The organism is Paraburkholderia sp. MM5482-R2 (assembly GCF_050436125.1).
GTDB classification, from domain to species: Bacteria; Pseudomonadota; Gammaproteobacteria; order Burkholderiales; family Burkholderiaceae; genus Paraburkholderia; species Paraburkholderia tuberum.
In genome coordinates this window covers 471,112-495,430 of record NZ_JBNDLP010000001.1, presented here as the reverse complement: position 1 = coordinate 495,430, position 24,319 = coordinate 471,112, and the positions used below count along the sequence as shown (strand labels likewise).

The following is a 24,319-nucleotide window of genomic DNA, read 5'->3' as shown; positions in this document are numbered from 1 at the left end:
AATGACGCATGAAGCGCATCGAGGTAACCCGGCCCCGGTGCGCGCCAGGAATCGTCCTGTTCCTGATCGACGGTCGACTGCGGATCCCGTCCTCAATGACAGCGCAACGCGCCGACGGCCCCGGCCCGTGGCTCAATGGTCGAGAAATTGCCGTAGCTTGCCGGCTCGAGCCGGGTGCATCAGTTTCCGCATCGCCTTGCTTTCGATCTGCCGGATCCGTTCGCGCGTCAGGTCGAATTGTTTGCCGAGTTCCTCAAGCGTATGGTCGGACGTGGTATCGATTCCGAAACGCATCCGTAGCACCTTCGCTTCACGGGGCGACAGCGCATCGAGCGCCTCATCGATCGCGGCGCGCAGGTTCGCAAGCACGGCCGCGTCCGCGGGCGATGCCGCCATTGGATCTTCGATCATATCGCCAAGCGTCGCGTCGGCGTCCTCCCCCACGGGCGTCTCGAGCGACACCGGTTGCCTGGCGACCTTCAACATGCCGCGAATCTTCTCTTCCGGCAGTTCCATGCGCTGCGCAAGCGCCGCAGGATCAGCCTCGCGTCCGGTCTGCTGCAGGATCTCGCGCGAGATCCGGTTGAGCTTGTTAATTGACTCGATCATATGCACCGGCACGCGAATCGTGCGCGCCTGATCGGCAAGCGAACGCGTGACGGCTTGCCGCACCCACCACGTTGCATAGGTCGAAAACTTCCAGCCGCGTCGATATTCGAATTTGTCGACGGCCTTCATCAAGCCGATATTGCCTTCCTGAATCAGATCCAGAAAATGCATGCCGCGGTTCACGTACTTTTTCGCGATGGAGATCACCAGGCGCAGGTTGGCCTCAATCATCGCGCGCTTCGCTTCCCGCATTTTCGACTCAGCCGCCATCATCTGCCGGTTGATCTTCTTCAACTGTTGCAGCGGCAGTACCACGTTCGCTTCGATATCGATCAGCTTCTGCTGTTCGGCCTGAATCGCAGGCAGACTGCGTCCGAGCGCGGCGCCGTACTGGCGCGACCCCGCCGCCATCCTTTCGGTCCACCCGAGATCGGTTTCGTGCCCCGGAAACGACTCAACGAACTTCTCGCGCGGCATCCCGCACCGGTCAACGGCAATCTGTAAAATGCGCCGCTCGACCGCTCGCACCTGTGCGACCTGTTGCTGCACGTCGGCGCACAGCCGGTCGATGGTTCGCGCCGTGAAGCGGATGGGCGCCATCTCGCGTCGGATCGCTTCACACACGCGTGCGAAGGTTGCGTGGCCCTTGCCTTGCGCGGCGTCGGCATGCGGGATCTGATCGAACAACTCGCGCACTCGCGCAAATATCGCGAGACTGTCGCTCGTGAGCTGTTTCAGACGCGCCTCGTTCGCCTTCGCCGAATCCCCCTCCCCGATCTCACTGTCCTCATCTCCCTGCTCGTCGTCGCCATCGGCGGTATCCGCGTCAACATCCGGTGTCTCAGCCGGGTCCGACACTGACAGCCCGGCCGCTGGAATGTCTTCATTGAGACCGTCGACCAGTTCGTCGATGCGCAGTTCACCGGTCCCGATCTGCTCTACACGCGAAAGGATCGTGGAGACAGTCGCCGGGCAGGCGGCAATTGCCTGGATCATTTCGTGAAGACCATCTTCGATGCGCTTCGCAATCTCAACCTCGCCCGCGCGAGTCAACAATCCGGTCGCGCCCATTTCACGCATATACATACGCACGGGATCGGTCGTGCGCCCGAATTCAGAATCGACGGTGGAAAGCGCGACTTCCGCTTCCTCGTCGGCCTGGTCGTCCGACACGGCTGCCGGCGCAGCGTCGTTCAGGAGCAACGTCTCCGTGTCGGGCACCTGCTCGTAGACCGCCACGCCCATGTCATTGAAGGTGCTGACAATGGTCTCGATCGCAACGGTCTGCGCGAAGTTGTCCGGCAGGTGATCATTGATTTCGGCGTGAGTCAGGTAGCCGCGCTCTTTTCCTAACTGGATGAGCGCGCGCATCTGACGCTGCCGCTCTTCGTCCTGCAACACCGTGGACACTGCGTCCATCGGTAGCACAGCTGCGGCGGCCCTGGCCTTCGATGCGCGCCGAGCCGAAAAATTCGGTGCGGATGCGGCTGTTTCCGGTCCGGAGTCTTCCCGATCAAAAGTTGCCATACATTCTCCTTGGACAGGTTGGCTCGGCGAAAGCGAGACCCGGCAGCCAGCGCACGGCGGCTGGCGAGGCGCCCACGTTCACGGAGGCAGGCGGCCACCCGTTGTAGGGTCGCAGCGAGCAAGAGACGCGGCCTGCCGACAGGAGCGGGCCGGTTGAAATGGAGCACAAGAAAAACACTGCCTAAAATTATAGCACCAGTTGCTGCAGTGCACCACTGAGCGCACTTTGCCGGCCCGAGATGCTTTCTGCGCAAGCAGGCCTGGTCAGGCGCTCGTCGCGCTATGGGGGCGGCGTATTGTCCTCGCGGCTGCCGGTTCTCCGCTTCGAATTGCCTGTTCCGCCGATCGGCTACCTTCGCCCGCAGTACTGCCGCAAGTCGAGCCCGCGGCGAACGTCGCGTCGACGCGAAGCCGTTCTTTCGAAAGTTGGGCTCCTACGTGGGTTGCCGCCTTGTCGCAACGGCAAACGTCGACGAGACCGTGCAAAAGTTGGGGGAGGTTGTCTTTCAACTTCCGTTCTGCGGCCGTGGAGGAAATTGATGTCGTCAACCCGGAACCCGCGTGCAGCACGGATTTCACAGATTTCCAGGTCCACTACGCTGGCCGCATCGAGTTGGTACTCCTACCCAATCCGGTATCCGCGCGGCGTGGCGCTCTTCAGCGAGATCCTCGCGCTGTGCGTGAAGCGCGGCTTTGAACCGAATGTTGTTCAGGAGACGCAGCAAGCCTCGACGTCAATCGGGTGGATAGCGTCAAGCAGGAAGTCCGGTCGCCCGGGCGACAACTACTATGCCGCCGGGGGCAGCCCGGACCAAAAAAAGTGGCGCCCCCACCTAAAGTTCGTCGCGGCGTGACCGTTAGCCTAGTTGTGGCCATCACCTTGCGTGACAACCCTTGTCAACCTGACGCCGTATAGATATTATTTTTATAACAATTAACCTGAGAGAACTGCAGCCACAGAAACGCACCGTCCCGGTCGACGGACTAATCGAAGAATCTCGACCGGTCAGTTGCGTTTCACCCTCGTGGCTGGCGTGCTATCCAACGTTCCAAGACGCGCTGCAAGGCGGGGAGACCAACTTTCGAGCGCTGCCTCATTTCGCCAAGCTTTCCGTATTAAAGCGAACAGCCAGCAACACAGAGGCATGAGCCGTTCTCACATCGGTGACGATCAGCGATGTTCGCGCTGCTTACGTTGAACTGAGCACGACTTGTGTGGTGGAAGCAGTAGAGAGCTACCTCTCGGTCGGCATGCACAGCGAAAACCTGCAGAGCTTCCGATCGACAATTCTTGACACTGTCGCTGCGCAGTTTCCACACGCGACAGTTCCCCAGGTTGCCAGACCGCCCTGCTTGCTCAGTCTTGGCAAAGGCATCTTCCTTGACGGCTGGCAGCGCTTCTTCGCCTATTTGTCCCGCGAGGACAAGACCATACCGCTGCTTGCAGTTGATTGGCCCGTTTTGTATGAGCGCCTTGCTGGCAATCTGCCCGAAGACGGCAAGGCAGCGACGAACTCGCCACGCTGACGTGTTCGCTGCCTCGATCCTCAAAAAAATCTTATCCAGCCCTAAGTTCGCTGCCGGACGGTCGTTACCACACAAACGAGCGTGCGTGTTCTCGCCCGCATTGATATGTTTTTTATACCGTTTAGAAAAGCGCCCGTCTCAGTGACATCGTCCTGAGCAGATCAGCAAAGAAGGAAAGCCGGCATGAAATCAACAGGAAACCATCCGATCTGAGTTAAATCATCGTTCAAAGCAGGCAGGACAATTAGTCAATTAGGATAACAAATTATGAAAGCTTCTTTTCGCAAAGCTCAGATCGCACGTTTGACTTTTTGCGCAGTTGCTGCTGCAACGCTCGCCGCGTGCGGTGGTGGCGGCGGTTCCAATTCGCCGTCAGCAAGCGTAGGACGTAAAGAATCTGTCACCGGTTCGCGCCAGTAACCGCGGGCCAAAACGCTCGCGAGTTGACACTTTTATTGCCCTTCGAATCGGCATAAAAGTGTCAACTCGCATATGTCCGTATTAAATTTGCCAACTCGCCTCCTACACTTAGAATCCCGTCCGTAGGAGGCTGACCTCATGGCGGATACCCCTTCAGGTAACCAGGCCGATCGCGCTCGGACGTCCACGCGGTGCACACCGATTCGAAGCCTTCAGCCCCAAGCTCGCGCGCCGCGTCATGTTCTACCGGCGCGCGTTGCTCCAACAATGGTTGATGCTCGAGGCGAACCCGAAGGTAATAGCCTTCTGCGAGCGACCGGGCTATGTGCTACGACGGACACCGTCATCTTGCTGATTTCTGGGTCCGCTACGTTCATCGCGAGGAGTTGGTTGTACTGAGCGAACTGCTTTGGGGATCCAATCGAGACGGGTCATGCGCCGAGGTTGACGCTGGCACCGCAGAGGTCCGCTTTGTTGAATCGGCTGAGCTCGCCGCGGCGCGTGGGTGGACGGACAACTGGCAGCGCATCCTTTCCTACCTTGTGGCGAACCGGGGCCTCGTGCCGGAAACGTTACCATCGGCCATCATGCAATTTGTGGAGGAGCCGCGGCGACTGCTCGATATCGAGCGCGAGTTCCTGACCAGTGACCCGGTGATTGTTCGCGCTGCCTTGTTCAGCTTGCTCCACAGCGGTCGTGTCAGCGCGTCGGCACTTCAGACGCAACCGCTGTCGCTTCTCACTTCATTCGCAGCGCTGGAGGCGACATCATGAGTCGCCGCAAGCCGGAGCTACAAACGATCGATGTCAACGCGTGGCCCACTGTCGCCCATACCGAACTCGACAAACCGGTCCGCCGTAAGTTCGAGGCACGGCGGCAGGCCATCCTGCGCTACGTCGCTGGCGAACCGATCAGGGCCATCGAGGAATCGACACGCTTCAATCGCCGGCAGTTGTACCGCTGGCTTGAACGCGCCCAGACGACTCATCCCGACGGCCGCCCCTTCGGCTTCCGGGCACTTATCCCTACGTGCGCATCGCGGAATATGCGCGACTGCGTGATGTGCAGGTGCGCGGCGAGCGCGGCAGCCGCGGTGCCGCCGGTGCGCTCGCGCATCTGCTTGAACGCCACCCGACGTTGACAGGGTGGCTGCTGCTTCCGGTAAAGCAACGCAAGGTATGGCTTGAGCAGATCCATACTGACGGGCACCTGCGCACGCGGCTGCGCGGTCTGTAGTCTCTACACGACAATTTCCTGCGCCAATGCCGCTTAGTCGGGTTGACGGCGGCCGACTACCCGCTGAACACGGGCGACCATGCGATCCGCTCGCTTTCACGACGGGTAAAGGCGGAGATGCTGCGAAGCTTCGGCTCGGCTGCGCGCTCCGCGGGCGCCACGCATCTCAAAGGCCTGCCGCGCGTTGACGACGACACCGGTGCACCGCCAACGGTCCGGCCATATCAGGCCGTCGAGTTCGACGGTCACCGGCTGGACGTCCGTCTCAAGGTGGTCGTGCGCGATCCGCTAGGTTTCTCGCACGAATCCGAGATGGAAAGAGTATGGCTGCTGGTGATCATCGACGTTTGCACGCGTGTTGTGATCGGATACCACATCGCCATGGCAAGGGAGTACAGCCGCTACGACGTTATCAAGACTATCGAGAATGCGCTGACGCCGCATCGCCCGCGAACGTTCACCATACCAGGCCTCGGGTACGGACCACACGACGGCTTTCCGTCGGGGAACATGCCTGAACTGGGCTACGTGACCTGGGAGTGGATCAGGCTCGATAACGCGAAGGCCAATCTCGCCAACGAAACGATGAGGGCGTTGTGCGAATTTGTCGGCTGCCTCGCTGATGCCGGCCCGAAACACAGCCCGGACGAGCGGCCCTATATCGAACGCTTCTTCGGCACGATAGGCAGTCGGCTGTCTTCACGTCTGCCAGGATACACCGGTTCTCACATACGCGATCTTCGCCGGGCGCTCTCGGATCCCAAAGGCGATCTGCGTCTCTACGTCTCCCTGGATGAACTGGCGGAGCTCGTTGAGTACGCCATCTCACGCTACAACGGCACGCCGCACCGGGGACTCAACAACGCGACTCCACTGGAAGCGATGGAGTACTTCGTGCGGGGCAGGGAAACGATGCTCGTCTGGCTCGCCGAACATCAGCGCCGGACCCTTTGCCTGATGCAGTCGGCACGGCCGTGTCGCGTTCGGGCCTACCTGCAACAGGGCGTGCGTCCGCACATCAACCTGTATGGCGTGCGCTGCACCAACCGTGTCCTTGCAACAAGCACGCACCTCATCGGTCAGCATCTGCTGATTTACATGAACGCCGACGACCTGCGCTCCGTGCGCGCTTTCCTCGCTGCCGGCATGGAGCTGGGCGTACCCGAGGCGCAAGGCGCGTGGCGTGTGGTGCCATAACCTGAAACTGCGTCAGCAGATTCTCAGGCAACCGGCTCGGCGGCGACGCGACGCTAACCTCGCTCCCAACCCGATTGAAGCCTACGTCGACGAGAAAATCAGGCAGGCGAAGAGAACCCGCAAAGCTGCGACGGAGCTCGCTCATGCGACGCGCCTGCTCGGATCGGCACCGACTTTTCGCACTCCCGTCGGTCCGCCCCGCCCTCCCGGGACAGATACCGTCACACCTGACACAGCATCAGGCATGGATGCGCAAGCGACCACGGTCAACGAACTTAAGCCACGCATCGCGGTTCGCCCGAGAAAGCTTTCGATTGGCACCGGTCAGGTGTTTCAACTCCGCTGTTCAAGCTGCGAGGTGTGTCATGTCGCTTCAGATTCCGCGTCCGGTCGATCCATCACTGCATCCACTTGTCACCGGCAACTATCGTCTTGCGACCCAGGCGATCGAGGCATTCTATGAGCTCGTCACGCGCTGCCTGCGCTACCGCATCATGGGCGCGCTCATCTATGGGCCATCGCGCGTTGGTAAAACGCGGGCCATCGAGTACGTTCGACTCCTTCTTGCGCGTCAGTTTCCGAAGATAACGACCTACCACGCTCAGTGCGAGCACAAACCGCGGCATGCGGAAGGACCCTTCTTTGCGAATCTGCTGGAGGCAGTAGGCGATCACGCGCCGAACGCCGGTACCAGCTCGGCCAAACGCTCCCGCCTGTCGCTCCGTATTCGCGAGGCAGCCGCCCGCTCCGGAAGTAGCGCCGTGCTCCTGTTCTGCGACGAAGCTCAACGGTACAACGAGAACGAATACGAATGGCTGCGCGACGTGCACGATGTACTTGATCGCCAGCAGATTAAGCTCTTTACCTTCCTCGTCGGGCAGGAGGAACTGCTCGCGCAGAAAACCGCATTACAGGTCGCAGGCAAGACGCAAATCGTTGCGCGCCTGATGGTCGACGAACTCGCGTTCTACGGTATCCGCAATGCCCAGGATGTCGCCACGTGCCTGAATGGTTACGATCAGACTGCATATCCGGAGGGCACACCCTGGAGCTTCACACGCTTTTACGTACCCGAAGCGTTTGACGCCGGCTATCGTCTGGTCAGCGATGCCCGTCAGCTGTGGCAGGCTTTCGAGGCGGCGCATCATAAGGCGAGCTTGCCCGGCAGCCTTGAGATCCCGATGGAGTCGTTCTCACGCGCCGTCGAGATCGTGCTCAAGGAAAGCGAGATCAAGGATGGTCCCGGCTACTGCCCCGAGCCGGCCTTGTGGACCCACGCCGTTCAGCACTGCAGCTATATCCAGTCCCGTCATGCCACCGGACGCGTGCTCGCAACGGCGTAATCGGAAAGCGCTCAGGACACCGCGCTTTCCGATTCTCACGTTCGATGAATGGCAACTCAGGCTCGCGCTGGGCAGCGACTTCAACGTCGCATGGTTGATGCCGGGTGAGTCCCTCGTCTCGATCCTGTGGAAGTTCGCCTGCGCCAACGCACTGCCGGGGGATGTGCTCCTTCGCCTGATGAACCCCGATGGTGATCCGCGTGAAGGCGTCGCACCACAGCGGGACGCTATCGATATTGCGCTCCTGCGCCGCCTGGTGCGGCTACCCAGAAAGGTATTGGATGCATCGATGATCGATGCGGCTGTGCATGAACGGTATCACACGGTCTTCCGGTATTGCCGGCAGTGCGCGGCCCACGGCTACCACAGTGTCTTGCATCAGCTTGAAAAAGAAGATCACTGTCCGGCGCATCGACAACCACTCCTGACTCGTTGTCCGCAATGTATGCGCGAGAGCCCGTTCATCATTAACAGCAATGCGATCGACGCGCCATTCCGGTGTGTATGGTGCCGTTCGCACTTCTGCTACGGCCGCCTTTCGCTCCTGTCGACAACACCTGCGATGTGCAGGCGAGACCGCCTCGCCATTGGGCGTCGAGTGCATCTACGGCTAGGCAGGGAAAACCGCGGCGCGCCGAGCGAGTGATCGTCACCGTTCGTTGACGTCCCCACGGTGGCAAACTGGCCTCTGTTTGCAGAACGGTTCGTGGCGAAGCGATGGAAATGTTTGCGTGGACTGACGGTTAGTTGCGATTTCGACAGCCGACGCGAGTTGACAAATTGATTTACCAGTTGAGACAGATTTAATACGTTCTACGCGTGGGCAATGCTCTTGCGGATGCCGCTATCTCGCACCCGCTAGCTTCGCTATTCGAGCGTCGGAAGCATCCAACTCACGCCTGCCAACCGTGAGGAACAACCAGGAAGCTGTCCGGCACCAGCCCAAGATCCGTTACAGATTACGTAACATCCACTACGATCCGAATCAAACTCCACCGAAATCATGGTTCTTGCTTCGCACAATTGCCGTGTGGTTGTCCTACTACGGATGTGTCGTGAAACAATTGCCGGAAACTGCAAATAAAGGCCCGGCTGACGGGGCTTTCGACCAACTGAAAATTGTTCCGCAATGTTTCACGCAGATGGCCCGCTGTGCCGCGCTAATGTTCCGACATCACAGCAGTAGATCTGGCCGGGACGGCGGCGACAACTTAGTTCTACGAATTAACTGCAACTAGTTCTTCGTCTGTGGCGCAGGTCGATTCAGCTTTTGAAATCCATCTGGGTTGCGCATCCTCGAAGCGCTGCCACGGCATGGCGGCCGCGGTCGCTGCGTCGTCGTTCTGGCCGTGGCAATGCAGGATGTTGGGCACGGTGCTGGGGCGGGTACCTCCGCGTGACCCTGACCGCGCAGGCACTGGCTAACCTTGCGCCAGTCCCAAGCCGGATGCGCCTGACGTAGTTCAAACACCGGCTCGACTGACTGGGCCGTGCGTGCCCAGCTACGGGGCCGTCGCGAGCGGTCCACCAGCGCCGTGGCGCCGTCGTCATGTTCGTCGCGGGCAAGTTACTTGCGAGCGGTCTTCGCACTGATTCCGAAACGGCGGCACAACCGCTGCGCGTTGATCCGAGCTGCGTCAGGCTGCCGAAGAGAGCGGGTTCACGCTACTGCGTCCCCGTCGCCTTCTTATTATGACGAGGCAGAACTGCCGCCTAGTAGTCGACGGTCGTAGTCAAACGCAATGTACTGAGCCAATAGGAGCCAAGGCTCGCAAGAAGCCAAACAGCACAACTGCGCGCTTGAGACCCGACGAAGCGTGGGATCCTTACCTGCAGTCCGGCCGTATCCGGAAACATGAAGAACGCTGTATCGCTGTTCGGTCTCCCGCAACGGCTCGTCGATTGTCGTTGGTTGCAACTCGACTGAGGGCAGCGCCTCTCTTTCACGCTGCGCCGTGTGGTGCCCCGAGCCGCGCGGCATCAAGGTGCGCCCAGTCATCCTGAACCCACGCGCTAGCCCAGCCCCATACTAATTGATGCTCTATTGGAGTTGCCGTGGTCGGTGGATGTGGGGAGTGCTTAGCCGGGTTTTGGGAGGCAGCGCTCACTTTACGGGTCGCGAATCGTAGGCTCGAATCGTTTATTGCTGAACGCCACAATGGTGTTCGCCACTCTAAGGACAAACGGGTCCTTTTTTGCTACTGGCGCTGCCAATCGGCTAACCGATGACCGTTTAGTGTGCAAGACGCTGCAATTTGCGTCTCTGCCGTGGCGACGTGCACGTCCCAATGCTCGTTCAGAGCCGCGTCGGACCTTTGAGTTGATTGGGAACCAGACGAAATGGTCCGCGTGGAGTGTCCCAACTTGGGACACGACTCCGCAATAGTGTGGCGCCCCAAGGAGAAGATGCGACTTGGGTTTCTGTGTTGGCGTCAAATCGGCCCGGCGGTCGTCGCAGAAGAAAGCCCGAATATGAGCGTACGTACCTGCCTCCTTTCCATCGTGGGCATTCCTGCGCAGGTATTCACCGCGGTTTTGTTCGTTATCGATTCCCTGACCTCTTCCGCGAAAGTCTTCTCGATACTACCCATGCGCGTGTGCAGCCCAAGACAAATTGATGCATCACTCGATGCAGCTGTGGTGTGCTGATGGAGATGCCTGAAGCTCGATCGGGACGACCGGATTTCGATTTACGGGTCAAAAGTCCAAAGATCCGAGGCATCCTATTTTTCGGCCATCCCGACGGCGTTGGTCATCAGGGGGAAGCGAGTGCTTTTGCAGCTGCTCGGGGTCCGACGCACGAGCAATGCCGTTTTCATTGGAATGATGCGACGATTAGTATCTGGCGCGGCCGTCTTCACGGCGCAAGCTTGTTCGAAGCCAAAACAGGGACTGGAGCCCACCGACTGTTGGCAGCTCGAATCAGGGGCCGCGCGGCGTGTCCCAACTTGGGACACGGATTCAAGCGCAGCCAAAATCGGGAGCCCTGCATTTGCCGCACGCTTTCCGTCTTGGATGGGAGATCAATCTACCCAATCCGGGAGAATATTCTGGCGTATTCGCGCCATCACTTGATGGCGTTGCCCATGGGGCTTGCCACCCGCAACGGAAAGAGTGTCCCAACTTGGACGCCGCCGGGTGACAAAAGCCGGACGACAAAAAAGGTGCCTCGCGGGCACCTTTACCGTTCACCTCAATCAGCGCTGCCGCCGCTCGCAGAAAAAAGCTCTGATATGAGCCTACGTATCTGCTTCTCCTTCTCTGACGTGAGCATGCCTGCTCTGATTTTCACCGTGAGGCCTACAGCATCTTTCGTTATCGACCCTGCCTGACTTTTCCCAGCAAAGATCTTCTCGATACTACGATCACTGACGCTGCGCGCTCCGTCATCGCCGCTCTGGATAGCTTCCTTGATCGCCCTAGCGAGCTTCAATTGATCGAGGTCCCCTGCTACCACCCTTGCCCACATCTCTCTAGCGACATCGACCGCCCCCAGGTTCTTGTTGCGCAGAATTGACACTAAGCCCTCCGCTGCGGTCGCGCCCAACAGCCTGGGCTGTATATCCAGATCTTTGATCACAAAGTCCGGAAGGTCAGCAAATGCTAGGAAACGATACAGCTCCGAACGAGAGAAACCCAATGCCTCTGCCATACGCTTTCTGTTGGGAAATTCTTTCTCGGTGCTGCGGATAGAGCGAGCGATCTCATAATCCGACAAGTCGTCGCGCACGATGTTTTCAACCAAGGCCAACATCGCCATCTCTTCATCAGAAAGGTCGATGATCACGGCCTTGATCGTCTCCCTATCGATCATCTTGTGAGCTCGCCAACGTCTTTCGCCCGCAACGATCTGGTGGCCGTGCGCAGCGCGGCGAACAATGATCGGTTGGACCAACCCCGCTTCGCGAATTGATTCCGCAAGTTGTGTCAACTTCGCTTCGTTGAACACCTTCCGCGGCTGCCACGGGTTTGGAACGATCTCCGAAACGTTCACCTCCGACGCGGTACCTGCTTTCTCAAGTTCGACGATTCGCTGTTGTGCCTGGGCCAATGCGCCGGCCATCCCCGGTGCGGTTCGAGGGCTAGCGGGCTTCTCTTGATGCTGGTCGAGCTGGATGTCCTTCGCGGCTCGAACTTCGGCAGTCTTACTCATCATGCGTTCACGCAAATTGCTCATTGTCCAGCCCTCCATTGCGCGACATATTGATCATCGATCCATTTGCAGTAATCCAGCAGCGGTTGCTTGACCCGGGCTAGAGTCTTCGCGACAGCATCGGAACGCGACAGGTCAAAGACCGTCGAGAAGGCCAACGCGCCGTTGCTCATAACAGAGCTCGCCGGAACCTCGGTTGTGTGAAGCCAATCGCCGTAAGCGCGCTGCGACCAGGAGCGAACAACCGGCGCGGACGAGGTCGTTCCATAGTCCACTCGTGACAGCAGGACTGAGATGAAGTCGTACGTTTTGTCGACCTCATGCTCTACAAAGCCATGCGCGACCTCGGCAAACAGTGACCAAAAAGATACCGAGGAAATGAAGTCCAAGCTTTCCGGGACCAACGGCATAACCATCGAATCTGCCGCCATGAGACCGTTAAGGGTCATGTAAGAGAGGGATGGAGCCGTGTCCAGAATGATGTAGTCGTACTGGGCCCGAAGCGGTTCGACGCCCTTTCGAAGCACAGACCAGAACTCGAAACCTGGGTTGGTCTGTTGCGCAGTCGGAAGATGGAACTCCGCATCGTGCAAGTAGTTGTGTGCAGGGACGACATCCAAGCCATCCCAATAAGTGCTTTGAACCTTCGACGCAAGTCCGCCTTCGATGCTCGGGTCGTAGATGAACGGGAGGACTGTGTCCTCCCAAGTCACATCCTTTTCGGCATACAGCCCGCACAACTCCGACAGGGACGCTTGCGGATCGAGATCAATGACAAGTACTTTGCGCCCGCGCAAACTCAGACCTTGCGCGATGCACATCGTTGTAGTGGTCTTACAGGAGCCGCCCTTGAAGTTCGCCGTGATCAACACACGCCCCCGATGCTCCCGAGTGCCAGTGACAAGCGGAGTCTGATAAATGTCGGATACCTGCTGTACCCAAGTGCGTGCATCTTTCAGGGAGAAAATGCGCGCCCTTCCTGTACCGTGAGCCATACCCGGGGGAAGTTCTCCACCTTCCTTGGTCGCCAGATAATTGATCTTCTGACGATCGATACCGCACAGCTCGGACAATTCCCCGATCGTGAACACGGGAGGATTTTTACGCGGCCTCGGGGCCAAGATTTGATCACGCAATTCATTCGCCATCACCGATAGACGCTCGGCGAACTCTCCCAAGTTGGAGAGCTTTACGCGCCGGTCTATGCCCGGCAATTCGCTCAAATTCATTTTGCAGTTCCTCTCTTCTATCGACGGTGAGATGATTTCTTCACGCTCATCATCTGTTTTTACGGTTTCTAGTGAATAACGCGTCGAACCGTAGAATACTCATCCCGCCGGAGAATTGCTATTGAAATCTGGGGCGAAAGCAAGGTTCGACCGTAATATCAAAATATTTCTTTATATTCAAGCATTTGCGGAAAAGAGGCAGGGTGGAATCTCGCCGATAATCCCGAAGGCTAAGCCGGAATACTGGCGCACCGCCTCCGCACGCTCCGGCGCTAACACAAAACACCTCACCTTAGCGTGAACAAGGCGGCGTTATCCCGTACCCCATTCGGGGCGGCACACAATTTGTCTCACCTTCGCTCCCTGTCCATCTATCGATCTTTGGGCAAAATAAACGGTCGTCCGCACGAACGTTATCAACCCGTCCATCGGAGCGAGGCTTCCAATGAACACCCCAAGGGCCAATCCGCTGCGGCTTGCCGCTCCGTTCGCTGGGCACTCTAGTAGTTCGTGCTTATTAAAAAATAAAACCAACCAACAACTAACGTCGGATCGCCGCCCTATAAAAAACAGAGAGTTACGCCCGCAAGGTGAGGCGAATTGTGCCAAAGGTGCTGTTAATTGAGCGCCAAGGTGAGGCGTTTACCACTGGGAGGTGAGGCAAATTGATCTGCAAGGTGAGACGTTTTGGCGTCAATGGTGAGGCGAATTGTGAAGAGCGTCCTAGCAAAGGTGAGGTGTTCTGTGTAGACCACTGCGCAAGGTGAGGTGATCTGTGTTGACGTGGCACCTCCCCATCGGTACCGTACCGCTCCATATATCTTTTACCACGAGCTTGGGGGCCGTATGACAACAGCAGGGCAGGTAGCCACATCGCGGCAACTGGCCTTGGCTCTCTTCGACGACGCAACCGGTCAGGACCTGCCGGTCGACACAGCGCGGTCCGACATTGGCTTCGCTCGTAAGAACGTTCTCATTCGCATTATCGATCTGGGTGTTGCGGCTCGGCGTCTGATCGACGCAGCGTATTTCATCGTTGCTCAGGATGAGCAGATACGTAGTCTTTATGACGTTGAGTTGGACTACTTCAAGTGGCTCATGCGTTACTCGAGTCGCAACAACGCACATCTCGAGCAGGTCATCACCGAAGCCCAGCGCGCCTTGATCCAGGCAACCACCACTCCGGACGCCGACGGAGAAAAGCCCTTCGGCTCGGTGCAACTGATTGGACGTATCTCCTACTCAGGTGGCCGATTCCAGTTTCGAGTACCCCCCGATCTCATTGGTATCATTCGTGGCCCAGGCAAGTCCCATTGGCTGAGCCTGCGTATCACGTCTCTCTTCACGCTCAGCTACGCACGTGTCATGTATGACCACTTGCTTCCCTACGCGGATGACGGAGAAACGGATTGGCTTACGCTCGATGAATTGCGTTTATGGCAAGGTGCAATGGGTGCCAAGGCAAACGAGTTCAAGTATTTCAAACGAGACTGGCTAGTGCCTGCCATTGAACAGATCAACGAGGTCTCTGACCTGAGGCTCTCATATGAGACGCGTAACGAGCAGGGGTCTCGGAAAATCGGCCGCGTGAAGTTTCGCATCGAGCGCAAAGAGATGGCCGAGCGAATACTTCATACGCACGAGCAGGCGCAAGTGATCTATCAAACGTTGAAGCAGGAGTTCGGGCTGTCTAGCGCTCAACTCAACCAGATCGCGGCATCGCGCGACGCATACAACGATGAGCGACTGGAACTGGCGATCGAACGGACGCGTTTCAGTTTGAAACTGGGCAAGGTGTCGAAGAGCCCGGCAGGCTTCTTCATGAAGGCATTGAAGGAGGGGTGGATCGTCTCAGACGCCGAGCGCCAGATGGTCGAGATCCAGGCGAGCCTGGCCCTGACAGAACAACGCGAAGTCGCAGCGAAAGAGCGGGCCGCGAATCGGGCGGCGTTGCGAATCGCGGCCCAGGATGTGCATGCTCAGGACCGAAGGGGCGAGGAAGTCCGCCGCGGATGGGAAGCGTATGAAGCCGCGGGGTCCAAGCAGCGAGATGACTGGCGGCGAACCTATAAAGCTAGCCCTGCGGGTAAGCTCACACTGCGGAGGCTTGGGATGGATCCGACTGGCGATTTGGCGGAGTCAACGATCGAGAAATTCCCTGATCTTAGAGACGGATTTGCGGGCTACATTTTCGCCAAGGTGAAAGTCGCTAAACCCAAAGGCGAGAAGGCATAGCTCACCCGAGATGCTGCGCGCCTCTATACGCTTGCAGAAATGCGTCGCACGTGAGGCATGGTCCCGTTCCTGTTTATCGCAGAATCAGTGCAACGTGTGCTTGAGCTTGCGCGAGGTCCTGCGCGCCGCCGCCATCTTGATCCGTGGTTGCGCGCCGGACTGCGCGGGAGCGTCGCCGATATGACAGCTCACAACGGCGATTGCATCGTCGACCGATGTCACGACACCGAGCGTCTTCCATTCCGAGTCCCGACGCATGCGACGATTCTGAATCGTCGTATGAGTCGGGATAGCGGGTGTCGTGGGAGGTCCGCTTCCCTGCACAACAGTATTGGTGGCCTATCGGCTTAACGATATGCCGTCCATGTTCGACCGACATCACAGGCGCGTGGTAACCTCGATATGGCGGCGGTCGCTTTCTTTAGGATCGGATAGTCAGAGGTCTTCAGGTCGCTGACGCGTTCAGTTGATTTTGTCCTGCACAATCCGCTTGCTCTCACCCGTTGCCTTGATGACTTTTTGACTGAACGTGCGGCATCGGCGAAACGGATGAAGGGCAACGCCCCACGTGACAATAACCATGCACATGAGGTCTTCGCGGTCGTGCAATTTGCGCAGCCGGAACGTACGCACGTCGATACTTTGCCTTCCCCAAAATCTCTGTGGACCGGACTCTTTCAAGATGCGTGTCTTCAGATAAATATTGCTCGCGCACCTTGTACCACGTCTGAGGCGCGGAAATCAGTGGTACGTTCGTGCATCCGCCGCAGCGCCGCGATGGTGATCGCCTTGCGCAGGAGCGCGTCCGCGTCAGCGATAGTCCGGCCGGCCAGAAGCCTGATCATCTCTACAACGGCACCAGGGTCCACTTTCCAGGTTCCCTGGAGTTTGCTGGCGATGATGTTTCGTATGTACGCTGCCATCGCCTTGTCCGAAGGGACATCGAAATGGATCTCGTCGTCGAAGCGACCACTGCGCATTGCCGCCGCGTCAAACCGTTCGTAGTGGTTGGTTGCAGCGACGAAAAGCACATCAGGCGTTTTCCCCGCAGCGCCATCGAGCGTGTCGAGGATTTTTTCGGTCGCCATTCCATGTCCAGTATGTCGTCGATCCTGCAGGATCCCATCCGCCTCGTCGATAAAGACCACACAAGGACGGATATCGCACGCTTCACGGTATAGCCTGTCCCAGGCGCGTGAATCCGCAATGATGTCCGCACCTGTGATTTTGAGGAATGCCCAGTCGCTCGCTTTGGCGAGAGACATCGCAGCCTGCGTTTTGCCTGAACCGGGCGGCCCGACAAAAATGACGCCGCGCGGGAGCGTCGAGCCGAGTTTTCCCAGGTTTTCGATTTCACGCATGCGGTAAGCAAGATCACGTAGTACGTTGCGGGATGCATCGGGCATGATGATCGCTGGGATATCCTTGACGTCCTCGGGCAGTCGTCCCTTGCGTCCCTGGAGCAGACGCATCGCCTTCATACCGATCTCAAACGTCACGGGTCCCGTGAATTGCGCATCGCGATGCATTTCACGCAGTTGCCCTGCCAGCGCCGTCATGCGTGCAGCGCTAAACCCTTCCCACCGGCGCGCGAGCGCAGTGATCGGTTCGATCTCTGCAAAATCCTCACCTAGTTCCTCGGTAATCGAGCGCGCCAGAAGCGCAATGCGGCAAGCGAGATCAGGCGCCGGCAATTCGACTTTGAAGTCGAAGCGACCGTCGCGTGTGCCAGAGCTGTCCACCTGATCGAGGAAGTTTGTTGCTGCGACGAGGATTACTTTCGAGCCGCGCACTCCGACGCTCTCGGCGAGCAGGACATTGGTAAGGTCACGGTCCATCGGGTGCCCGTTGCCGTCGCGTGGCTTGATGAAGGAGTCTATCTCGTCGATGAAAAGCACACAGTTTCCGATCCGTCGTGCCTCGGTGAAAACTGCCTTGACCTTCTCAGGGGTTTCGTTGATCCACTTGGACGCCGTATCCCCGTAGCTGATCGAAAGAAAGGGAACATTGAGCTCGCCCGCCAACCCCTCAGCGAAGAACGTCTTGCCGTTACCCGGGTCGCCGAACAGCAGGATGCCGTTCCTGTGTGTTTTCGGAGTGCCAAGAATCTGTCGCGCTGCGCCGAGCAGTCGTGCCTTGGTGGCCTGCATCCCAACGACAGCAGAAAAGTTATGGCGCGGTTTCCGCACATTCTCGCTGAAATCCCAGGTGGGGATGGTCATCTGCTCAGCCCGTACTGCACGCGGCTCCTGCATCGGGGCGGCTTGCGGCGAGGGCACGGGGATAACTGCGACTTGCTCTGCTACGGCCGGCTTTGTGGACGGTGCCGCCACCCTTGCGCGTTTCTCTCGTGACCGCTTTTGACCTGTTACCTGCGGTGCAGCTTGCGGGGTGATTTTCATTTCCAGCGGTATGAAGACGCGGGTACCTTCGACAACGATCCTTGCAGGCGCCCGTTGCTGATGCAAACGCCAGAGATTGAAGGTCGCGACCGCAACGGCTGATATGGCGGCGACACTCCACACCGTGAAAGTGAGCGTAACGAGCGTCATGCCGATGGTGAGGACGATGAATGCTGTCCAGGTCCAGCCACGCACTTCCCGGTCTGGAATCCAGATGAGCAAAGCTGCAACCAGCGTTGCGGCGTAAAGAGCAGGGATGTGCACAGATTCATGCCGAAGCAACGCGTGCCATTCGTGATGCAGGAAAGCGAGAAATGCGAGAACAAGGGCGACACGCGAAATTGCGAGAAGAACAGATCGTGAGTTTCTCATTTCAATTTCCAGGGAGAAGGTTCCGGCCGACGATCGTTGTCGTCCGGGTGATTCCAGTTCAGTGTGGGCCCCGTTCTTCACGATGCAAGTCGACCGCGGGAACGGGACGCCAGGCGCGTGGCTTAGCGGACTGCTTCGTGGCGCCAGAAACGGACAGGTACGCGAACCCGCCTGCGCCTGATGCGACGTCTCTTGAACCGGCAAACCGGGACACGCTTTCTCCGGATTTCACGTCGGCGGACATAGCGCAGTGTCGAAATCCGTCGTGGCAGATCAGCCCCGAGACGGGCGAGCCACAGCTGGAGAACCTCGACGGGAACCTCGTCTGGTACGTAGAGCGTCATCCGTCGGCTCGAAATGCGAGTCACGGGACTTCCGGTCTGCCTGGAAGTGAAACGGTGAATCCTCATGTCGACTCCTGAAAGGGTTAGCCATTGATTCGACGATGCAAAGAGATCACTTTCTGTCGCGATGGCGTATCCATCTGACCAGCCTGATGAGAGGATCGACGACGTCGAGAAAAAAGCCACGGGCCTCATCGACGGTGATTTTCCAGATTCTGTTTCGTCTATTCATTGATTTGGATTCCTATTGATAAAGTTGAATCGACAGCGGCTGTGATGGCGATCGCATCAGCGGGTGACGGAGAGACTTAACCTGCCAAACCGCGTCGTTGGTTTGTCACAGACCTCGGTGACCAGCGTTCGTGACGGTTTCAGCTTCTCACGGAACTTTCAGAGCGCAAGTCGCATCAGGCGCAACAAGCGCACGCGTAAAGGGAAGAAGGTGGCCACGCGGGTAACAGACGGTCAACGACGCGCAACTCGAACTTCTTGCGTTGCGTCCGTGAAACCATCGTGCTTCGGGAATAGCCGTGTGGGGACGTCCGTGCCAGGAACTGGTCGGACGGGCTGCGGAGGACCAGTGCAGCAGGTAGCGAACTCGTCAGAGGAAGGCGCGGAAGGCCTCCTCAACTATGTGATCGAAAGTTGAATCGTAGGCAAGCGATGAGCGTAGCGCCTGACACAGAGGCTTGAATCGTCCGCAGCGTCTCGACGCTGCGTTTCCTGACCCATGGTTGGATGCGGTCCATCGGCAAGGGCTGTCGACGAAACGCTGCCAGATTTCCGGAGAATTCCCAGACATCGACTGCGTACTGTGCAATCCGCGATGTGCCAATGCTGGTTGGTTGAACCGGGCCGAAGCGCGCCGACAGTGTCGGCTCGCATGCGAGCGGGAAGGGATCGTTCCTGAAAAGGCAGACTTGGTCGGGCTCTGGTCTGCCAACGGCGTCGAATGGCACGTAGCTAACACGATTCGCATATTCGATCGCCCTGGCTTTGGTGGAAGGAAGGCGTCGTGATAGACGTCTGTTGCTGCGTATTTCAGCCCATCGTGGACGGCGTTTCAGGCTGATCGGGGACGGCATTTCAGCGGGATCGTGGACGCTGTTTCAGCGGGATCGTGGACGGTGGGGGTAGCGCAAGTGATGTTCTGACCAGGCCTCAAACTGCTCGGTTTTTTCGGAGCAGGCTGATGCCAACCAACAGAGTCACGATGCGATCAATACGAGAAACCTTACGTCTGTGTCTACAGGCGGGACTGAGTTACGGCGAGGCCGGCCGCACGCTTAAGCTGTCCAAGAGCGTGGTGGGCAAATACATGTCGCTGGCCCGTGTGGCCGGCGTCGATTACGAACTCGCTCAGAGCCTGAGCGATGAGGCGCTGGAGGCCCGGCTCTTCCGCCCGGCGGTACCCCGCGCCAGCCACCAGCTAACGCCCGATTTTGCCGCGGTTCACCAGGAGCTCAAGCGCCCTGGCGTCACCCTGATGCTGCTGTGGGAGGAGTACGCCCGCGACAGCCCGCTGGCCTACAAGTACACCAGCTTTTGCATCAAGTACCGCGCGTTCGCCAAGACCCAGCAGCGCTCGATGCGCCAGATCCATGTCGCCGGCGAGAAGCTGTTCGTCGACTACGCCGGCGATACGGTGCCCATCGTCGATGCGGCCACCGGCGAGATCACCCGGGCGCAGATTTTCGTGGCCACCCAGGGCGCGTCGAACTATGCGTTTGCCTGCGCCACGCCGCGCCAGACCACCGAGGACTGGATCGGTGCGCAGGTGCTGGCGCTCGAATTCTTCGGCGGCGTCACGCGCCTGATCGTGCCCGACCAGACCCGTGCGCTGATCAAGTCGCCCGACCGCTACGACCCCCAACCCAACCGCAGCTATGAGGAATTCGCCACCCACTACGGCACCGTTATTCTGGCCGCACGCCCGGCTCATCCGCGCGATAAACCCAAGGTCGAGGGCACCGTGCTTTTGGTCCAAGGGTGGATTTTGGCGCGGCTGCGCAACCGCCGTTTTTTCCACTTGGCCGAGCTCAACCGGGCGATCGCCGAACTGCTGGCGGACCTGAACAACCGGCCGTTCAAGAAGCTGCCCGGCTGCCGGCGCAGCGCCTTCGAGACCCTCGATGCGCCCGTGCTCAAGCCCCTGCCGGCCCAGCGCTTCGTCATCAAGCGCTGGAAGTCGGCGAAGGTCAACATCGACTACCACGTTGAATTTGAGGGCCACTACTACAGCGTGCCGCACCGGCTGGTAGGCGCCAAGCTTGAACTGCGCGCCGGCGCTGGCCTGCTGGAGTGCTTCGCGTCGAACCAGCGCGTGGCCAGCCATCCGTTGAGCGCGCTGCGTGGCAAGTTCACGACCACACCCGATCACATGCCGGCGTCGCACCGCGCGCACTTGGAGTGGACGCCGGCCAAGCTGATCGCCTGGGGCCAGCGCATCGGCGTCAGCACCGCCGCCGTGGTGACCTGGCAGATGGAGCACCGCCCCCATCCCGAGCAGGGCTATCGCGCCTGCCTGGGCCTGCTGGCGCTGGCCAAGCGTTACTCGGACGAGCGGCTGGAGGCCGCCTGCACGCGCGCCATGGCGATCCGCGCGCCCCATCTGAGGAGCGTTACCAACATCCTCAAGAGCGGCATGGACCGCCAGAGCTCGCTGCTTGCCGCCGACGAGCGAGCCGCCATCGAGCACGACAACGTTCGCGGGCCCGACTACTACCACTGACGGTGTGGATTCCCTCGACCCACCCAATCCAATTCACAAGCATAACGAAGGAATATCCATGTTGAACGAACACACCCTTGACCAAATGCGCAGCCTGCGGCTAGACGGCATGGTCCGCGCAATCGAGGAACAAGCCGCCAGCACCGCCGCCGCAGCGCTGGGCTTCGACGAGCGGCTGACCCTGCTGGTGCAGCGCGAGATCGCCTGGCGCGACGACCGCCGGGTCGCACGGCTGCTCAAGGCCGCCAGGCTCAAGGTCAGTTCGGCCTGCGTCGAGGACATTGACTGGCGCGCCAGCCGCTCGCTCGACCGCTCGCTGGTAGCCGCACTGGCCGGCGGCGATTGGCTGCGCCACGCCCGCAATGTGCTGATCACGGGGGCCACCGGTTGCGGCAAGACGTGGCTCGCTTGCGCCCTGGGCCACCAGGCCGCGCGCAGCGGCTTCTCGGTGCTGTATGTGCGCGCCGCCAGGCTGTTCGACGAGTTGCAAGTTGCCCACGGCGACGGCAGCTTCGCGCGGCGACTGGCGGCACTGGCCAAGCTCGATTTGCTGATCATCGACGACTTCGCGATCTCGCCGATGACCGGCACCGGGCGCAACGATCTGCTCGAACTGATCGACGACCGCGTGGGCACGCGCTCCACGCTGATCACCAGCCAATTGCCAGTCAAGGCCTGGCACACCTATCTCAACGACCCGACCCTGGCCGACGCCATCCTTGACCGCGTCGTCCACAGCAGCCAAAAAATCGAGCTCAAAACCGCCAAGTCACTGCGCGACACCGCCGACACGAGCGCCGTTTGACCCACACCGCACAGGGGATCGAACCATGGCGACATAGCTCGACCGGGGGTGCCTCCGGCGGCCTGGCGGGGGCCTAAAAACTGAGATAAACCACCCCAAAAACCACCCCGCCAACCACCTCGGCACCTACGCCAGCAACGGCGATTTCAGGCTCATCGCGGACGATTGCGGTATATTCCACCGGGGCTTGCGCGCCTCCCCGGCGCGTCCACGATCACGCTGAAACGGCGTCCACGATCAGACTGAAATGGCCGTCCACGATCGCTGAAATACGCAGTTGCCGCTGCGCACCTGCGAGCACCGCCCAGATGTACCCGAAGCAGGAGGGGAGTTTTCTTTGTTCCGCTATTCCTTCTTCGTTTCAGATTTGCTTCCCCAATCATGCCCGGAGTCGTCCGTCACTTCATTCCCTCTTGCGTCGACCTTGCGGAGCGGGCCGGCGAGTACAGTCACGTTCTCGGGGAACGGCACGGTAGCAGGTCGCAAGGCCTGTTCACGTGTGAGGAGGGCGAACCGTCGCAGACGAGCCCGAAGCTCGTCGGACGTTTCGCGAGGCAGCGGATCGGGACGTTTTCTTCTCGTCATTTGTGCGGCTCCTGTTGAGAATTCTCGCGCGGGTTCTGATTTGCGCGTCTTTCCCTGATCTGGCAATGCGGATGGCGCAGTACGGGCCCGTTGATTTGAATCGTATGCCGGTGCCGCTTGCGAGGCAAGACGCTGCAAATTCCAGCCGTCAACATCGGCGAGGGTGGGGCGGCGCGCCGCCCACGCCGTCCCCGTGTTGACCTCACAGTTGCTGAGCAGGTGGCAACTCCGTCGCTAGTCGCGAGATCCATTAAGCACCGGCGCACCGGAGTGCGGATGTGCGAGTAGATAGCGTCAAGCAGGATGGCCGGTCGGCCAAAATGATTGTCGCCGTCCAGCGAGACAATCAACAGAATTCGAGCAGCGACTTCGCGTTTCCGGTCGCTGCGGAGGCGCTACGCGAACTGATGGCGCAGTTCAACAGCGACGATTGAAGCAAACGAAACCCTCCATTGCGCTTCATGCGGGCCGTTGCCGTACCCCCGAACGATCAATGTTTGCGCGATTGCGGCGGTTAACTTCCGATGTTTCATGGCGATACATCCATCAGTTCGAACGTGAGCGCTACCCAAGGCAAGCCTCCATGCCTTAATGATGCCCGTTGCCTTGCTACAGGCGTACCGCTGGTGCGCCGCCGGGAAATGGCGGACGGGATGATGCAGTGCAGGGACCGTAGGAATCGTGTCCGGTCGGCGCGTTTCGACAATACACGCGTCGAAGACATTCTCGCTTCGAAACCGAAATGGCCGTAGCTTAAATTGCCAACAGCCTCATCAGTCTGGCGACGGCGGCGCAGCGCCGACGGCCTGCCGATACAAGCCATCCGGTCAAGGCGTTACATGAAGATCCACCCGAACCGCTTTCGCACGAACGATCGCGTGGTCTCCAGCAGCATCATCCGGCAAGCTTTCCACAGACAGGAGCCCGGCGTCCCGCAGCGCATCTACGTCGCGCTTTACAGAAGCGAGGTTACGATGCAAACGCGCTGCAATTGCTGCGATCGAAGCCGATTCTGTATTCACTGCACGAAATACCGCCATTCTCGCTCGCGTCAGAAGCGCCAGAACTTCCTCCACATCTTCAAATGTGACGCTGCAGATTTCTGGAATCGGCTCGCGGCGATCGGCAGTTAGTGCGATGCGTCTGCCTGCCGCAAAGAAATCCTCCGGCGTCCCGAGACCGATATGTAATCGTTTCATGACTTGTTTCCCAGTTGCGTCGTTGTGAAGGCCGCAATTCCGTCAAGGAAGGCTCCTGGTAGCGTCTTGAACCCGGCGTTGCTCGCTGCTCGCGGACCGCCCAATCGCGAGGTGAGCGACGCCCGCGAATACCCGCCGACCGAAGCGCGCTACCACAATGCACATCGAAAGCGGTCGAGGCACTCACGCAGGGCCCTGGAAAATGTTCTGCCTGCCCGCCGATGCAATCCTGTGTCGACATTGTAGTGCTTGATGCTCCGCAATCATTGCCGAGAGAGCTGATCGTCTCGCCTCGCCCCCGTGAGCCACGCGTCGGCATTTGCGTCATGCGCATTGTTGGCCAGCCTCGTCTTCCACCAATCCCCGTTTGCCCAGATGGTCCCCCAACTCGCGGAGGACGGTCCG

15 protein-coding genes and 2 pseudogenes are annotated in these 24,319 nt (G+C 59.2%); 9 read left to right on the top strand and 8 right to left on the bottom strand.

The genetic code is table 11. The features are described 5' to 3' along the window. Nucleotides 1–132 precede the first annotated feature (132 nt). Nucleotides 133–2,028 (bottom strand): RNA polymerase sigma factor RpoD, encoded by a 1,896-nt coding sequence (gene rpoD / locus OKW37_RS02280; protein ID WP_429401010.1) that lies wholly within the window; start codon nt 2,026–2,028, stop codon nt 133–135. 1,272 nt (nt 2,029–3,300) lie between these two features. Between rpoD and OKW37_RS02275 the strand changes: the two genes are divergently transcribed. From OKW37_RS02275 to OKW37_RS02255, 5 genes and pseudogenes are all read left to right on the top strand, one after another. Next, the gene (locus tag OKW37_RS02275) at nt 3,301–3,663 is read left to right on the top strand and encodes a hypothetical protein (RefSeq protein WP_429401008.1); all 363 of its coding nucleotides are present in this window, start codon (nt 3,301–3,303) and stop codon (nt 3,661–3,663) included. A 658-nt stretch (nt 3,664–4,321) separates the two neighbouring features. Continuing rightward, nucleotides 4,322–4,856, top strand: a pseudogene (locus OKW37_RS02270) (hypothetical protein). Then, nucleotides 4,853–6,850 (top strand): annotated as a pseudogene (locus tag OKW37_RS02265) (integrase); the annotation flags it as partial. The pseudogenes OKW37_RS02270 and OKW37_RS02265, both read left to right, overlap by 4 nt. A gap of 31 nt (nt 6,851–6,881) precedes the next feature. Next, nucleotides 6,882–7,859 (top strand): AAA family ATPase, encoded by a 978-nt coding sequence (locus OKW37_RS02260; RefSeq protein ID WP_429401006.1) that lies wholly within the window; start codon nt 6,882–6,884, stop codon nt 7,857–7,859. Next, on the top strand, nt 7,828–8,505 hold the full coding sequence (locus OKW37_RS02255) for a hypothetical protein (RefSeq protein ID WP_429401004.1): 678 nt from the start codon (nt 7,828–7,830) through the stop codon (nt 8,503–8,505). The genes OKW37_RS02260 and OKW37_RS02255 overlap by 32 nt, the downstream gene beginning before the upstream one ends. Before the next feature lie 2,547 nt (nt 8,506–11,052). Here the strand turns inward: OKW37_RS02255 and OKW37_RS02250 are convergent. Both OKW37_RS02250 and OKW37_RS02245 read right to left on the bottom strand, forming a co-directional pair. Continuing rightward, entirely contained in the window at nt 11,053–12,036 is a 984-nt protein-coding gene (locus tag OKW37_RS02250) for a ParB/RepB/Spo0J family partition protein (protein WP_429401003.1), read from the bottom strand. Further along, the gene (locus OKW37_RS02245; RefSeq protein WP_429401002.1) at nt 12,033–13,241 is read right to left on the bottom strand and encodes a ParA family protein; all 1,209 of its coding nucleotides are present in this window, start codon (nt 13,239–13,241) and stop codon (nt 12,033–12,035) included. Before OKW37_RS02245 ends, OKW37_RS02250 begins: the two co-directional genes overlap by 4 nt. Before the next feature lie 846 nt (nt 13,242–14,087). Between OKW37_RS02245 and OKW37_RS02240 the strand changes: the two genes are divergently transcribed. Continuing rightward, nucleotides 14,088–15,476 (top strand): replication initiation protein, encoded by a 1,389-nt coding sequence (locus OKW37_RS02240; RefSeq protein ID WP_429401001.1) that lies wholly within the window; start codon nt 14,088–14,090, stop codon nt 15,474–15,476. Between the two features lie 84 nt (nt 15,477–15,560). On the opposite strand, the gene OKW37_RS02235 is transcribed toward OKW37_RS02240, so the two are convergent. The 3 genes from OKW37_RS02235 to OKW37_RS02225 all read right to left on the bottom strand — a co-directional run bounded on the left by OKW37_RS02235 (nt 15,561) and on the right by OKW37_RS02225 (nt 18,250). Beyond that, nucleotides 15,561–15,734 (bottom strand): hypothetical protein, encoded by a 174-nt coding sequence (locus tag OKW37_RS02235; RefSeq protein WP_429400999.1) that lies wholly within the window; start codon nt 15,732–15,734, stop codon nt 15,561–15,563. A gap of 204 nt (nt 15,735–15,938) precedes the next feature. After that, entirely contained in the window at nt 15,939–16,157 is a 219-nt protein-coding gene (locus tag OKW37_RS02230; protein WP_429400997.1) for a hypothetical protein, read from the bottom strand. 11 nt (nt 16,158–16,168) lie between these two features. Next, the gene (locus tag OKW37_RS02225; protein WP_429509753.1) at nt 16,169–18,250 is read right to left on the bottom strand and encodes an AAA family ATPase; all 2,082 of its coding nucleotides are present in this window, start codon (nt 18,248–18,250) and stop codon (nt 16,169–16,171) included. 1,536 nt (nt 18,251–19,786) lie between these two features. Between OKW37_RS02225 and istA the strand changes: the two genes are divergently transcribed. Next, nucleotides 19,787–21,325 (top strand): IS21 family transposase, encoded by a 1,539-nt coding sequence (gene istA, locus OKW37_RS02220; RefSeq protein WP_429400991.1) that lies wholly within the window; start codon nt 19,787–19,789, stop codon nt 21,323–21,325. A 58-nt stretch (nt 21,326–21,383) separates the two neighbouring features. After that, nucleotides 21,384–22,130, top strand: coding sequence for an IS21-like element helper ATPase IstB (gene istB, locus OKW37_RS02215; protein WP_090812372.1), 747 nt, complete (start codon nt 21,384–21,386; stop codon nt 22,128–22,130). Between the two features lie 345 nt (nt 22,131–22,475). Here the strand turns inward: istB and OKW37_RS02210 are convergent, their stop codons facing one another. Continuing rightward, nucleotides 22,476–22,715 carry a hypothetical protein gene (locus OKW37_RS02210; protein WP_162633956.1) on the bottom strand — a complete coding sequence of 80 codons (240 nt, stop codon included), beginning with the start codon at nt 22,713–22,715 and terminating at the stop codon, nt 22,476–22,478. A gap of 278 nt (nt 22,716–22,993) precedes the next feature. On the opposite strand from OKW37_RS02210, the gene OKW37_RS02205 reads away from it, so the two are divergent. Continuing rightward, nucleotides 22,994–23,149: a hypothetical protein gene (locus tag OKW37_RS02205; RefSeq protein WP_429400989.1), complete on the top strand. Its 156-nt coding sequence runs from the start codon at nt 22,994–22,996 to the stop codon at nt 23,147–23,149. 393 nt (nt 23,150–23,542) lie between these two features. On the opposite strand, the gene OKW37_RS02200 is transcribed toward OKW37_RS02205, so the two are convergent. Then, nucleotides 23,543–23,914 carry a MarR family transcriptional regulator gene (locus OKW37_RS02200; protein ID WP_429400987.1) on the bottom strand — a complete coding sequence of 124 codons (372 nt, stop codon included), beginning with the start codon at nt 23,912–23,914 and terminating at the stop codon, nt 23,543–23,545. Nucleotides 23,915–24,319: the final 405 nt, after the last annotated feature.